Origin of the sequence: Pontivivens nitratireducens (assembly GCF_014235845.1) — a bacterium.
In the GTDB taxonomy this organism is placed as follows: domain Bacteria; phylum Pseudomonadota; class Alphaproteobacteria; order Rhodobacterales; family Rhodobacteraceae; genus Pontivivens; species Pontivivens nitratireducens.
The window spans coordinates 227,487-241,568 of record NZ_JACJUQ010000003.1 but is presented as its reverse complement, the minus strand read 5'-3'; the positions used below and the strand labels follow the sequence as shown (position 1 = coordinate 241,568).

Genomic DNA, 14,082 nt, shown 5'->3' with positions numbered 1-14,082 from the left:
GCCCTATGGAGTTGCCCAAGCTATTCACCGACTGGTTCGCCGCAAAGGGGTGGTCGCCGCATCCGCATCAGCGCGCCCTGCTGCAGGCGGAGGCCCGCTCCACTCTGCTGATCGCCCCAACCGGCGGCGGCAAGACGCTGGCCGGATTCCTGCCCTCGCTGGTGGAACTGGCCGCGGGGCCGCATCAGGGGATGCACACGCTCTATATCTCACCACTCAAGGCGCTGGCCGCTGACATTCGCCGCAACCTCGATGCACCAGTGCGCGAAATGGGATTGGATCTGCGGATCGAGGATCGAACCGGCGACACCAAGCAGAGCATGCGGCAACGCCAGAGGGTCGATCCGCCCCATATCCTGCTGACCACACCTGAAAGCCTGGCCCTGTTGCTGAGCTATGAGGAGGCACCGCGCATCTTCGGCGGATTGCGGCGCGTGGTGGTCGATGAGATTCACGCCCTGGCCGAAAGCAAACGCGGCGATCAGATGACCTTGTGCCTGGAGCGGCTGGAAACCCTGGCCCCCGGCCTGCGCCGCACGGGGTTGAGCGCCACGGTCGAGGATCCGCCTGCCCTCGCCCGGTTTCTGGGCCCTGATACGCATTTGCTCGTCGCCGATCCCGGCCCGCCCGCCGATATCGAGATGCTGGAAACCGAGCAGCCGCCGCCGTGGTTCGGTCAGGGCGGGCGACATGCCGCGCGTGAGGTTCTAGAACAGATCCGCCAACACAAGATCACCATCGTCTTCATAAACACCCGCGCCCAGTCGGAGCTGTTCTTTCAGGCGCTATGGGCGGTGAACGACGAAAACCTGCCGATCGGGCTGCATCATGGCTCGCTCAGCCGCGATGCTCGCCAGCGGGTCGAGGCGGCCATGGTCAGCGGCGCGTTGCGGGCCGTCGTGGCCACCGGATCGCTGGATCTGGGCATCGATTGGGGCGATGTCGATCTGGTGATCCAGATCGGCGCGCCCAAGAACGTCAAGCGGCTGGTCCAGCGCATCGGCCGGGCAAACCACCGCTACAACGCCCCCAGCAAGGCGCTGATCGTGCCGGCGAACCAGTTCGAGATCATCGAATGCCGTGTCGCGTTGGAGGCGGCGCGCCATGCCGATCTGGACGGCGACCCGCGCCCCGACGCGCCACTGGACGTGTTGTGCCAGCATATCCTGCTGACCGCCTGCTCCGCCCCCTTCGCGGCGGAGGCCCTGTTTGCCGAGATCAAGCGCGCCGGCGCATACCGCACCGTCAGCCGCGCCGCGTTCGAGCGGTGTCTGGATTACTGCGCCACCGGTGGCTATGCCCTGCGCGCCTATGACCGCTATCAACGGTTGGTGGAGCGGGACGGCAAGTGGCAATTGCGCGACCCGCGTGCCGCGCGTGACCTGCGGATGAATGTCGGCACCATCCTCGACCAGAACAACCTCAAGGTGGCCTATCGGCGGGGCAAGACATTGGGAGAGATCGAGGAAGGCTTCGCCAGCACGCTGGTTCCCGGCGACACCTTCCTGATCGGCGGCCAGGTGGTGAAATACGAGGGCCTGCGTGAGATGACGGTGCAGGTCAGCGCATCCAGCGGCAAGGAACCGAAGATCGCCACCTTCGGCGGTACGAAACTGGCGATGTCCACCAGACTGGCGCACCGCCTGCTGGCCTTTCTGAACGATCGCGCGGCTTGGTCGCGCTTGCCTGAACACACCGCCAACTGGCTGGACCTGCAATCCCGGATCAGCAAAATGCCGCAAGCCGACCGCCTGCTGGTTGAGACGTTCAAGCGCGGAGCGCAGTTCCATTCGGTCTGGTATGCCTTTGCCGGGCGCAACGCGCATCAGACGCTGGGTATCATCCTGACCCGCCGGATGGAGGCCGCGGGGCTGGGCCCTCTCGGCTTTGTCGCCAATGATTACGCCCTGATGATCTGGGCGCTCGACCCGGTGGAGGATCCGGGCAGCTTGCTGGATCAGGGTGATCTGAGAGAGGCCCTGGACACCTGGTTTTCCGAGAACATGGTGATGAAGCGGACATTCCGCATTCCCGCCCGCGTCGCCGGCCTGATCAGTCAAAACCAGCCGGGCCAGCGCAAATCAGGCCGTCAGGCGACGTTTTCCACCGATATCCTCTACGATACGCTGCGCCGATACGATCCCGACCACCTGATGTTGCAGATCACCCGCGACGAGGCGATGCGCGGCATGGTCGATTTCGACCGGATCGAGGAGTTGATGGATCGGATCAAGGGGCGGGTGGACCACGTGGCCGCCCCGCATGTCACGCCCTTGAGCGCCCCGCTGATCCTTGAAGTCGGCCGCGTGCCGGTAAAGGGCGAGGCCGAGCGCCGCCTGCTGGACGAGGAAATCGGCGCGCTCCTGCGTGAGGCAAAGATCGGGCAGTAACCCGCGCGCCCGTCAGGGATCGAAACGATAGCGGTGCAGATCCGCTCCCTCGCGGCGCAGCCAGTCGCGATGCACCTGCCAGCCGGGCTTCAGCCGGTCGACGATGGCCCAGAAATCGGGGGAATGGTTCATTTCCACCAGATGCGCGACCTCATGCGCGGCGACGTAGTCCAGCACCTCGACCGGGGCCATGATCAACCGCCACGAAAACATCAGGTTGCCGTCCGAGGTGCAACTGCCCCAGCGCGAGCGCGTGTCGCGCAGGGTCAATTTTCCCGGCACCTCCCCGAGCTGGGCCGCATAGCGCGTGGTCGCGGTGGCCAGCCTGTCACGGGCCAGCCCACGCAGCCAGCCGGACAGCGCACTGCCCGCCCCCGTGCGGGGAACCTCCAGCAGACCGGGCTCGGCCCGGATGCCGCGACGGCCCGTCAATTGCACGGTATGCAGCTGCCCCTCCACCGGGATCCGCGCGCCCTCGACGATGTCCACGGGTTGCGGGGTGCGTCCCAATGCGGCGCGCAGCCAGTCCTCACGCTCAATCAGGAAACCGTCTATCGCATGCCGCGCCACCCGGCGGGGCGCGGTCAGGATCGGGTCGCCCCCGATGGAGGGCACGCGCAACGTCAGTTGCCGCGCCTGCGTGGACCGGCGCAGAACCACGGTGATCGGCGGCGATCCGATGCGCAGCACCTCGGCCATCGCGATCTCAGGCGAACGGAGCGCGCTGCGCCTGCATGAATTCCGCGACCTTGGGTTGAATGAACTGGCGCCAGCGCGATCCGTTGAACACGCCGTAATGCCCGACCTTGGCCTGCACATAATGCGCCCGCTTGTCATCCGGCAGATTGGTGGCGAGCGTATGTGCCGCCTCCGTCTGACCCAGACCTGTGATGTCGTCCATCTCACCCTCGATGGTCATCAGGGCGATGTCGGTGATCGCAGATGGCTCCACCAGACGGTCGCGGTACATGTACTCGCCCGTCGCCAGCAGGCCCTTCTGGAACACCCTCTCGATGGTCTGAAGGTAGAACTCCGCCGTCATGTCCATCACGGCATTGTATTCGTCATAGAAGGTGCGGTGCTGTTCGGCACTGTCCCCGTCGCCCTTGATCAGGTTGCGGAACTGTTTGACGTGGGCATCGACATGGCGGTCCATGTTCATCGACATGAAGCCCGACAATTGCAGGAAACCTGGATAGACGCGACGCATGTATCCCTTGTTGGGAAACGGCACCGTGACGATGACGTTGTTCTCGAACCAGCTGAGCGGCCGGCCGGTGGCCAGTTCGTTGGGCTGCTTGGGGTTCTTCGTCACGTCGATCGGGGATCCCATCAGCGTAACCGAGGCCGGGCGCGCGGGGTCGCCATCCTCCGCCATCAGGGAGGCCGCGACCAGAACCGGAACACCGGGTTGGCATACGGCCAGAACGGCAGGACGCTCACCCGTGACCTTGGCGATATAGCGGCACTGCTCCATCACATAGTCGGTATAGTCATCCAGATCGAAGCGTCCCTCGCTCAATGGCACGTCGCGTGCGTCCACCCAATCGGTGACATAGACGTCGTGATCGGGCAGCATCTGGCGCACGGTGCCGCGCAGCAGGGTCGCATAATGGCCCGACATGGGCGCCACGATCAGCACCGGAGTCTGATCCGCAGGCGCGTCAGGCTTGCTCATGTGCAGCAAGTCGCAAAACGGCAATGCGAACGGAACCGACTCGACCACGTCCAGGGTCTTGCCGTTCAACTCGACCGTATCGATCCCGAATTCGGGTTTTCCGTAACGTCGCGTCGCATTGATGAACATCTCACACGCGGCGGCGGTCGCACGGGCCTGATAGGTGCTGACCATGGGATTGAAAGGCGATGTCAGCATCTGCTGGCCCATGCGCGCGGCCTGTCGCATGGGGCCCATCGCGGCGTGCGTGTACTCATAAGCGTGATATAGCATCGCCTGTCCCTCATCATTTTTTGTTTGCATCTGCGAAGGTGCGCGGAATTTCACCGCATTGCAACACATAGCTGCCCTGTGTGGGGACCAAAGCCTTTGACATCAGGCCGGGCCTATGGCACGGCACCGCTTTGGATACATGAGAATGAGGGAAGTCAGATGCCGGAACCGGAATGGGGCACGAAACGTCTCTGCCCTAGCTGCACGACACGCTTCTACGATTTGAACAACGATCCGACGACCTGCCCGAACTGCGGTACGGTGCATGAGTTGTCGGCCTTTACCCTGACCAAGTCCAAAGGCGCGCGCGCCGAGGCTGCGAAGAAGGAAAAGGCCAAGGCCGCCGCGGCCGAAGAGGTCGTCGATGACGTGCTGGACGATGACGATGATGCCGATCTGGAAGCGGATGACGATACCGTTCTGGACGACGATGATGACGACGTCTCGCTGGATGAGATCGCCGAGAAGGCGAACGACAACGACGACGATTGATTTTCGCTACCGCGATGCGGATTGATTCTCGCTGCCGCGGTGGGAGTTGATCTTCGCTGCCGCGGTGGGAGTTGATCTTCGCTACCGCGGTGGGAGTTGATTTTCGCTATCGCGGTGGGAGTTGATCTTCGCCACCGCGAAGGCACCTGAGTCTTCACTGTGTGCGGGCCATAGAATTTAGCGAAGACGAATGTCGTATTTTACACTTGCGCGATACCCGCAGTCGGCCTAGACATCCGCCGGTATCGCGCAAGCGGTTCGGGGCCTTAGCTCAGCTGGGAGAGCGCCTGCATGGCATGCAGGAGGTCAGGGGTTCGATCCCCCTAGGCTCCACCAAAACCCCTAAAAGCATCAGATAGTTCTGCTTTTATCATCAGGTGCCTTGCCTCTGCCGCGCCGACGGGTGCTGTTTACCTGAAAAATCTCATGCTGCCTCGATCCACGCCCATTGCAGCTGATCGCTTCGCAGTTCTTCCCCCCTGTCAAACCCGAGGATGCCCATGAGCGACCATTTCTTTGTCGTGACGGGTGGCCCCGGTGCGGGCAAGACCAGCTTGATCACAGAGCTCGCCCGCCGCGGCTTCCACACGATCCCTGAATCCGGCCGCGCGATCATCCGCGAGGAGAGAGATAACGCCGGCAGCGCCCTGCCCTGGGCGGACCGCGCCGCTTACGCCGAGAGGATGCTGGCGCGCGACCTTCGCGCCTATAGTTCCGCTGAGGCCATTCCAGGCCCCGTAATCTTCGATCGCGGCATTCCCGACATCCTGGGCTACCTGACGCTCTGCGCCCTCCCCGTGCCGCCCCACGTCATCGCAGCGGCCAGAGCGACCCGCTACAACCGTCGCGTCTTTCTGGCGCCTTACTGGGATGACATTTTTACGCAGGACGCGGAGCGCAAGCAGAACAGTGCCGAAGCCGAAGCAACCTGTGCGATCATGCGCAAAACCTACGCCGCGCTCGAATACGAGATCACGGAGCTTCCGCTCGTCGACATTGAGCAGCGCGCCAATTTCATAGCCACACAGCTGAGCTTGTGAATTTTCCGAAGTGCTACCTCACATCGATACTGCTTTTCGGCAGAAGTGGCAGAGCGGACATACGGCCTCTCTTTCCCGACTGAAATTGTCGGGTTGACATATCCGAGCAAATCACTCAACTTCACCGCAGTCCAGCCACTCAGGCCTCGCGCCAGAGAAGCCCGAAAATCATCAGATGCGAGGGAACCCCTGATGCGGCCGCTGATCGAACGCTCGAAGACCACTCACAGGAACGCACCACAGCTTTCCACTTGCCGAAATGCAGGCAGAACCGGGGGGTGGCTGTAATGTCCTTTCATGCGATCCCCCCGAAACAGACCGTGCCCAATGCTCTGCCCACTTATGCCGCGACAGATCTGACCGAGGGCCGCGACCAGGCGCAGATCGTTCTGGGCGATCAGGTCTACACCCTGCGGATCACGCGGGCCGGAAAACTGATCCTGACCAAATGACCCATGACGTTTCACATGCGCGGCGCGGCGGCGCGCCTGTCGGCTACATCACCGAGCTTGGCGGCATCGAGGCGGCAAGCGTCCTCTACCTGCGCCTCTGGTCCGACGGGGATGAGAGCCGAACCTGCGTGTCTGGCGATTTCGAGCGGTGCTTCGGCCCCGCAAATGGCGGTCGCCTTCTGGACACGTTCGGACAGCTTTGCGGTTTGTGCACCCGCCACGGTCGCCGTCCGCTGATGCTGCACACGGTGGGCTGTCAGTGCCTGGGCGCCGATGAATCGTGCTTTGCCAATTTCATCGCCACGGCGGCGGAGGGGGACCGCGACGACGCGATGTTGATCGCCACCCTTCTGGTGCGGCCAGACATGGCGCCCCTCGTTACCGCGCTCGCCACCGATTTCGGACTGGCGCTCAGGCGGATGCATCTGAGCGCCCCGCGTGAGGTGGCGCAGACGGACATTCAGCCACCTACATTCCACTGAAACGACATCCCACTGACAGGAAAGCCTATGAAACGCAGTTATCTGATCCCGACCGGGATCTGCCTCGCCCTCGCCTCTCCCGCGCTGGCCGTTGAAAGGGCCGATGTACTCGACACATATGCCGATATCGCGGCAGCGAAGTACGAGGACAGCCTGATCGCCGCGCAGCGCCTGCAATCGGCGGTCGATGCGCTGATCGCGAACCCGTCGGCCCCGGCGCTTCAGACCGCGAAGGACGCGTGGCTTGCCGCGCGTGTGCCCTATCAGCAGACCGAGGTTTACCGCTTCGGCAACGCGATCGTGGATGATTGGGAGGGCAAGGTGAACGCCTGGCCGCTCGACGAAGGCCTGATCGATTACGTCGATGCCACCTATGGCGGGCCGACCGATGAAAACGCCTTCGCGGCACTGAACGTCATCGCCAGCCCCGAATTCACCCTCTCCGGCACGCAGGTCGATGCCAGCGCCATCACGCCCGAACTGCTGAGCGAGACCTTGCGCGAGGCCGACGGCATCGAATCGAACGTGGCCACAGGCTATCACGCGATCGAATTTCTGCTGTGGGGGCAGGATCTGAACGGGCACGAGGCCGGGGCCGGAAACCGCGCCTGGACCGACTACGCGACCGGCGATGACTGCACCAACGGCAATTGCGACCGCCGGGGCGCGTATCTGAAGGCCGCGACCGATCTGCTGGTCTCCGACCTTGAATGGATGGCCGCGCAATGGGCCGACGGCGGTGCCGCCCGTACTGAGGTGCTGAGTGATGAGACCTCCGGCCTGTCCACCATCCTGACCGGCATGGGATCGCTGTCCTATGGCGAGCAGGCAGGTGAGCGGATGCGCCTCGGCCTGATGTTGAACGACCCCGAGGAGGAGCATTCCTGCTTCGCGGACAACACGCATAACGATCACTACTATGACGGTCTGGGCGTGCAGAGCGCATATATGGGCGAATATATCCGCATCGACGGCACGCTGGTGTCAGGTGCCTCGCTGTCCGATCTGGTGGCCGAAACCAACCCGGAGCTGGACCGTGAGATGCTGACCAGGCTGAACACCACCATGATGGCACTGGGCCGGATCAAGACCACCGCCGAGGCAGGCTTTGCCTACGATCAGATGCTGGAGCGCGGCAACTCCGCTGGTGAGGACCTGATCATGGGCGGCGTCGAGGGGTTGATAGATCAGACCCGATCCATCGAACGTGTCGTGACGGCGCTGGAACTGGACCAGATCGCCATCGAAGGTTCGGACAGTCTGGACGATCCGAACGCGGTCTTCCAATAAAGCATATGCCCGGCCGCACATCGCGGTGGCCGGGCTTCGCCTGAACATCAGGGCGGTTCGATTGCGAACCGCCCGTATCCTTCGTAGCGGGACACGGAATGCTCAACAGATCATCGCGCCACGCCATGTTGACGCTCGGCCTTACGCTGCTGGCTGGCTCCGCTATTCAGGCTGATAATTCCCCGGCCATTCAGGCTGAGGATTTCCGGGCCACTCTGGGCGATCCGCACCTGAACGTCATCCCCCGCACGGCGGAGGAAACCGCGCGGATCGCCGGCGTCACGGCGCTGACCGACGATTTCACCGCCCCCGCCCGGTTCGAGCAGTTGTCCGCCGGGGCCGCGACCGTGCGGGTGGTGGGCACAGCCGACGCGTTCTCGCAGCCCTCGGACAATCTGACCTTCGAGGATGAGTTGACCTTCAAGGTTGGCAACGGGCTGTTTCGCAAGTTGTGGGTCTCCGCGCCGTCCTCCACCCTCGCTTCGGACGGGCTGGGGCCGCTTTACAATGCACGCTCGTGCCAGCGCTGCCACATCAAGGACGGCCGCGGCCACCCGCCCGAGGCGGAGGACAGCAACGCAATCTCGATGTTCCTGCGCGTGTCGATCCCCGGCACGCTGGACGATCTGATACCGCAGATCGAGGGCTACATCGCCACCAGCCCGGATCCCAATTACGGCGTGCAGTTGCAGGATTTCGCGGTGCAGGGCTACCGCGCGGAATATCGCCTCGACATCAGCTATCAAGAGGAAACCGTGACCTTCCCCGACGGTCAGACGGCATCGCTGCGCCATCCGACCTATACCGCCGCCGATCTGGGCTATGGACCGCTGCACCCCGACGCGATGTTCAGCCCGCGCCTGGCGCCGCAGATGATCGGGCTGGGCCTGCTGGAGGCGATCCCGGCGGCGGACATTCTGGCCAATGCCGACCCCGACGACGCCAACGATGACGGCATTTCCGGGCGGCCCAACGTGGTCTGGTCCCTGGTGCACGACGAACCGATGCTGGGCCGGTTCGGGCTGAAGGCGATTGAGCCGACGGTGCTGGAACAATCCGCCGGTGCCTTTGCGGGCGATATCGGCATCTCCACCCCGATCTTTCCGGCGGCGGCGGGCGAATGCACCCCCGCGCAGGTCGATTGCCGCAACGCCATTCACGGCGACGGCGACGATCGCGGCACCGAGGTAGACGCCGAGGGGCTGGAACTGGTCGCTTTCTACAGTCGCAATCTGGGCGTTCCGGCGCGGCGCGATGTGGACGACCCGCGGGTTCTGCGCGGCAAGGAGGTGTTCTATTCCACCGGCTGTACCGCCTGCCACACGCCGTCCTTCGTGACGCACCGGTTGCGCGACCGCTCCGAGCAGAGCTTTCAGTTGATCTGGCCGTATACCGACCTGCTGTTGCACGACATGGGCGAGGGCCTGGCCGATCACCGGCCCGAGGGTCGCGCAACGGGTCAGGAATGGCGCACGCCCCCCCTGTGGGGCATCGGTTTGACGCAACAGGTCAGTGGCCATACCTATTTCCTGCACGACGGACGTGCGCGCTCCCTGCTCGAAGCGGTGCTGTGGCACGGGGGGGAGGCCGCGTCGCAGCGCGATGCCGTCATCGCCCTGCCAACCGAGGATCGCGCCGCGCTGATCGCCTTTCTGGAGAGCTTATGATTCGTATTCTTGCCGCCCTGACGATACTGACCCTGCCGACCGCCCTCGCCGCGCAGGACGATGCCGCAATGGTCGAGGATGTGGTGAACAGTCACATCCTGCCCAGGTTCGAGATGCTCGCCGAACGTTCGGATCATCTGGCCGACATTGCGCAGGAAACATGCGAGGCGACCGCGCCCCCGCTGCGGACGGCCTACGGCGAGGCGTTCGATGCCTGGGTCGCGGCCAGCCACCTGCGATTCGGCCCGACGGAGCAGGACGACCGGGCCTTCGCGCTGGCCTTCTGGCCCGACAGCCGGGGGGCGACACCGAAGCGTCTGGCCGAACTGATCGCGGATCAGGATCCGATCGCGAACATTGCGGAGGAATATGCCGACGTTTCAATCGCGGCACGGGGATTCTACGCGCTGGAATTCCTGCTTTACGATCCTGCGATCTCCACCATGGGGGATGCGACCTATCGCTGCCAACTGGTGCGCACCGCCACACAGGATATCGCCGCGACCACAGCCGCCATTTCCCGTGACTGGCATGAGGATTACGCCGCGCGGATGCTGAACCCTGCGCCGGATGGCACCTACAGGTCCGAAAACGAGGTGCTGCGCGAATTGTTCAAATCCCTGACCACCGGGCTGGAATTCACGGCGGACACACGTCTCAGCCGTCCGATGGGCTCATTCGATCGCCCCCGCCCCACCCGGGCCGAGGCATGGCGATCCGGCCGCTCAGCGCGGCATGTGGAACTGAGCCTGGACGCGCTCAACGACCTTGCAATCCGCATGGCGGGTGAGGGGACGGACCTCGCTTCGGAGTTCAACACCGCCTTCGCCTACAGCCAGACGCGGTTGGCGCGGCTGGATGATCCGACCTTCTCAGGCGTCTCGGCTGCGCAGGGTCGCCTGCGGATCGAGGTCATCGAACAGGGCGTGCAGGCGATCCGCACCCTCGCGCGGGATGAGCTTGGTCCACGTCTGGGCGTCGCCGCCGGTTTCAACTCGATGGACGGGGACTGAGCGCCATGCACACGGGCAGGCGACATTTCGTCGGCGGCTTGCTGGCGGCGGGTCTGATCCCGAAACCGACCTGGGCGGATGTCGGCTCACCCGCTTATCTGGCGGCGGCGGCCTTGCCGGACGGGCGCTATGCACTGTGCGGAATCGGCGCGGCGCTGGATGTCCTGTTCCAGATCCCGCTGCCGGGGCGCGGTCATGCGGCGGCGGCACGGCCCACCCGCCCCGAGGCCGTTGCCTTCGCCCGCAGACCCGGCACCTTCGCCGTTGTCATCGACTGCCTGACGGGCCGCGCAACCGCGACGCTGACCGCGCCCGAGGGGCGGCATTTCTACGGGCACGGCGCGTTTTCCGCAGATGGAAACTGGCTGTTCACCACGGAAAACGACTTCGAGGCGGGACAGGGCCGAATCGGCGTCTGGGACGTGGCCGCCGGATATGTGCGCGTGGCGGAATGGTCCAGCGGCGGTGTAGGCCCCCACGACATCCAGCGCCTGCCCGGCACGGACATGTTGGTCGTGGCCAATGGCGGCATCGACACGCATCCCGATAGCGGACGGGTCAAGCTGAACATTCCGACCATGGCCCCGAATCTGGCCTACATCACCGACGGCACCGTGCAGCAGGTCGCCGCCCTGCCCCCGGCGCTGCACAAGAATTCGATCCGGCATATGGCGATTTCCACGCGCGGCCAGGTCGCCTTCGCCATGCAGTGGCAAGGCGGGGAGGACGTCGTGGCCCTGCTCGGCACGCATCGGCGCGGCGCATCCTCGCCCGTTCTGATGAACGCCCCCGCCGAGGCGCTACGCGCGATGCGGGGCTATGTCGGCAGCGTCGCCTTCGCGCCCGATGATCGCCGCGTCGCCGTCACGTCACCTCGCGGCGGACTGGTGCAGGTCTATGACACGCAGGCGGGGCATCTGATCGAGAGCCATGCGGTCGAGGATGCCAGCGGCGTGGCCCACGCAAGGGGTGGGTTCGCAGTCACCTCGGGGTTGGGCAGCTTTCACCGGATCGGCGCAGTGCCGGAGTCGAGGCAGGGATCGGGCCGATATACATGGGACAACCACCTGATCGCGATCACGCCCGATAGCGCGTGAAACCGGCACCCGCTTCGCCCAAAATTCCACCCTTAAAAGAACTACGCCTGCGGCGTGGGGTCCGCAGGCGCAGTCACATCGGGCGGGTCTGGAGGGGGGAGTGCCCACCCGACTGTTTTCAACATGAACCGAACCGGCTCACATCATGCAGCGCTGTAGGATGACGCTGCATGACGTCGTTATAAGTAACTGTGATAGCATGAACATTCCCGCAGAGACGGGACAACAAAGTCGTGAACGTTGATAGATGATTAACGCTTGAATTCAGAAGGATCCGCTCCATGCAATCAGGGCCAAATCCGATCCGCGCACGATCCAGAGACAGGACCCGGCATTTCCGCACAAGGCTAGAGCGTCCAATCCTCGATCGCGTGAAGCTGCGCATCCGACCAGCCGAAATGATGTGCGATTTCGTGGATCAGCACATGGCCAACCAGATGCTCCAGCCCGACATCGCCCCTCTCGATCCACTCCTCCAGTATCGCCCGACGGTAGAGGTAGACCGTGTCGGGCCCGTACCCTTGATCGGCCACGGATTTCTCGGTCAGGGGGATGCCGCTGTAGAGGCCCGTCAGCTCGTAGGGCGATGCGATCCCCATCTCCTCCATCGTCTCATCATCGGCAAAATCCTCGACCCGCACGACCAGATCGGCGCACATCCGGCGCATATCTTCGGGCAAGGCATCGCGCACGGCCTGCGCCATTGCGGCGATTTCGGGCAGGCCCGGAGGCAGGATGTCGATCTGTTCCATGCGCGCACAGTACCGGGTGCGCCCATATAGGCAACATTCCCCCTTAAATGCCCCGCGCGACTGGTCTATGCAGTGGCAAGCATTTTCACAGCCGAAAGCCTGTCATGACCGTCACCCGTTTCGCCCCCTCGCCGACCGGATATCTGCATATCGGGAACCTGCGCACCGCGCTGTTCAACTGGCTGATCGCGAAGCAGCAGGGCGGCACGTTCATCCTGCGCCTCGACGATACGGATCCCGAGCGGTCCAAGCCGGAATATGCCGATGCGATCCAGCAGGATCTGGAATGGCTGGGCCTGACCTGGGACCGGATCGAGACGCAATCCAGCCGGCTGGACCGCTACGCCGATGCGGCGGACCGGATGCGCGCCAACGGGCGGCTCTATGAGGCGTTCGAGACGCCCACCGAACTGGATCTGAAGCGCAAGAAGCAGCTCAACATGGGCCGCCCCCCCGTCTATGATCGCGGCGCCCTCGCCCTCAGCGACGCCGAGAAGGCAGCCCTGCGGGCGGAGCGGGGCGGCCACTGGCGGTTCAAGCTGGATCACGAGCGGATCGAGTGGACGGACCGTATCCTGGGCGACATCTCCATCGACGCGGCGTCGGTGTCGGACCCGGTGCTGATCCGGGGCGACGGGCAGGTTCTGTACACGATCGCCAGCGTGGTGGACGATACCGATATGGGCATCACGGACGTGGTGCGCGGCTCGGATCACGTGACCAACACCGCGACCCAGATCCAGATCATGGCGGCGCTGGGGCATTCGCATCCGCGCTTCGCCCACCACTCGCTGCTGACCGGCCCGCAGGGTGAGGCGCTGTCGAAACGACTGGGCACGTTGTCGCTGCGCGATCTGCGCGCGGCGGGGATCGAGCCGATGGCCCTGCTCAGCCACCTGGCGCGTCTCGGCTCCTCCGATCCGGTCGAGTTGCGCACGACGCATCAGGAACTGATCGACGGGTTCGACCTCAGCCGCTTCGGCTCCGCCCCCACGAAGTTCGACGTGGACGACCTGCGCCCCCTGACCGCGCGCGTTCTGCACGCCCGCCCCTATGCCGACGTGGCCGAGGCCCTGGCCGCGCGCGGCATCGATGGCCCCAAGGCGGAGCCTTTCTGGCTGATGGCGCGCGAAAACGTTCAGGTGATCGCCGATGTCGATCCGCTGTGGGATATCGTGCAGAACGGCGCGACCCCCCTGATCGCGGAGGAGGACGCGGACTTCATCGCGGACGCCCTCGCCCATCTGCCCCCGCAACCGTGGGGTGAGACGAGCTGGTCTGACTGGGCCAACACCATGAAGGAACGCTCCGGCCGCAAGGGCAAGTCCCTGTTCATGCCCCTGCGCAAGGCGCTGTCCGGGATGGAGCGCGGACCCGACATGGCCCGGCTGATGCCGCTGCTTTCCAAAGCTCCCAAGGGGAGTTAGCGTTACCTTAACCTGTGCGGCTTAGGCCT

At 64.3% G+C, this 14,082-nt stretch carries 13 protein-coding genes and 1 tRNA gene; 11 read left to right on the top strand and 3 right to left on the bottom strand.

The window, feature by feature from the left end; all coding sequences use genetic code 11:
- Positions 1-5: 5 nt before the first annotated feature.
- The gene (locus tag H1S03_RS05640; protein WP_185803535.1) at positions 6-2,390 is read left to right on the top strand and encodes a ligase-associated DNA damage response DEXH box helicase; all 2,385 of its coding nucleotides are present in this window, start codon (positions 6-8) and stop codon (positions 2,388-2,390) included.
- Between the two features lie 12 nt (positions 2,391-2,402).
- On the opposite strand, the gene H1S03_RS05635 is transcribed toward H1S03_RS05640, so the two are convergent.
- Entirely contained in the window at positions 2,403-3,089 is a 687-nt protein-coding gene (locus tag H1S03_RS05635) for a M48 family metallopeptidase (RefSeq protein WP_185803534.1), read from the bottom strand.
- Positions 3,090-3,096: 7 nt separating this feature from the next.
- Positions 3,097-4,371: a polyhydroxyalkanoate depolymerase gene (locus H1S03_RS05630; RefSeq protein ID WP_249777815.1), complete on the bottom strand. Its 1,275-nt coding sequence runs from the start codon at positions 4,369-4,371 to the stop codon at positions 3,097-3,099.
- A 129-nt stretch (positions 4,372-4,500) separates the two neighbouring features.
- Here H1S03_RS05630 and H1S03_RS05625 point away from each other — a divergent pair, with 129 nt between their 5' ends.
- The 9 genes from H1S03_RS05625 to H1S03_RS05585 all read left to right on the top strand — a co-directional run bounded on the left by H1S03_RS05625 (position 4,501) and on the right by H1S03_RS05585 (position 11,874).
- Entirely contained in the window at positions 4,501-4,833 is a 333-nt protein-coding gene (locus H1S03_RS05625; protein WP_185803533.1) for a TIGR02300 family protein, read from the top strand.
- A 260-nt stretch (positions 4,834-5,093) separates the two neighbouring features.
- Positions 5,094-5,169, top strand: a tRNA-Ala gene (locus tag H1S03_RS05620).
- 164 nt (positions 5,170-5,333) lie between these two features.
- Complete coding sequence (locus H1S03_RS05615; protein ID WP_185803532.1) at positions 5,334-5,873, top strand: AAA family ATPase; 540 nt, start codon at positions 5,334-5,336, stop codon at positions 5,871-5,873.
- Positions 5,874-6,160: 287 nt separating this feature from the next.
- Positions 6,161-6,325: a hemin uptake protein HemP gene (gene hemP / locus H1S03_RS05610; protein ID WP_166189013.1), complete on the top strand. Its 165-nt coding sequence runs from the start codon at positions 6,161-6,163 to the stop codon at positions 6,323-6,325.
- A complete protein-coding gene (locus H1S03_RS05605; RefSeq protein ID WP_185803531.1) occupies positions 6,322-6,807 on the top strand; it encodes a hypothetical protein in 486 nt (161 codons plus the stop codon). Before hemP ends, H1S03_RS05605 begins: the two co-directional genes overlap by 4 nt.
- A 27-nt stretch (positions 6,808-6,834) precedes the next feature.
- Positions 6,835-8,097, top strand: coding sequence for an imelysin family protein (locus H1S03_RS05600; protein WP_185803530.1), 1,263 nt, complete (start codon positions 6,835-6,837; stop codon positions 8,095-8,097).
- 98 nt (positions 8,098-8,195) lie between these two features.
- Positions 8,196-9,764, top strand: coding sequence for a di-heme oxidoreductase family protein (locus tag H1S03_RS05595; RefSeq protein WP_249777814.1), 1,569 nt, complete (start codon positions 8,196-8,198; stop codon positions 9,762-9,764).
- Entirely contained in the window at positions 9,761-10,777 is a 1,017-nt protein-coding gene (locus tag H1S03_RS05590; protein ID WP_185803529.1) for an imelysin family protein, read from the top strand. The genes H1S03_RS05595 and H1S03_RS05590 overlap by 4 nt, the downstream gene beginning before the upstream one ends.
- Positions 10,778-10,782: 5 nt before the next feature.
- Entirely contained in the window at positions 10,783-11,874 is a 1,092-nt protein-coding gene (locus H1S03_RS05585; RefSeq protein WP_185803528.1) for a DUF1513 domain-containing protein, read from the top strand.
- 347 nt (positions 11,875-12,221) lie between these two features.
- Here H1S03_RS05585 and H1S03_RS05580 read toward each other — a convergent pair whose 3' ends face one another.
- Positions 12,222-12,626 carry a metallopeptidase family protein gene (locus H1S03_RS05580; protein ID WP_185803527.1) on the bottom strand — a complete coding sequence of 135 codons (405 nt, stop codon included), beginning with the start codon at positions 12,624-12,626 and terminating at the stop codon, positions 12,222-12,224.
- Between the two features lie 104 nt (positions 12,627-12,730).
- Between H1S03_RS05580 and gltX the strand changes: the two genes are divergently transcribed.
- Complete coding sequence (gene gltX, locus H1S03_RS05575) at positions 12,731-14,053, top strand: glutamate--tRNA ligase (protein WP_185803526.1); 1,323 nt, start codon at positions 12,731-12,733, stop codon at positions 14,051-14,053.
- Positions 14,054-14,082 lie beyond the last annotated feature (29 nt).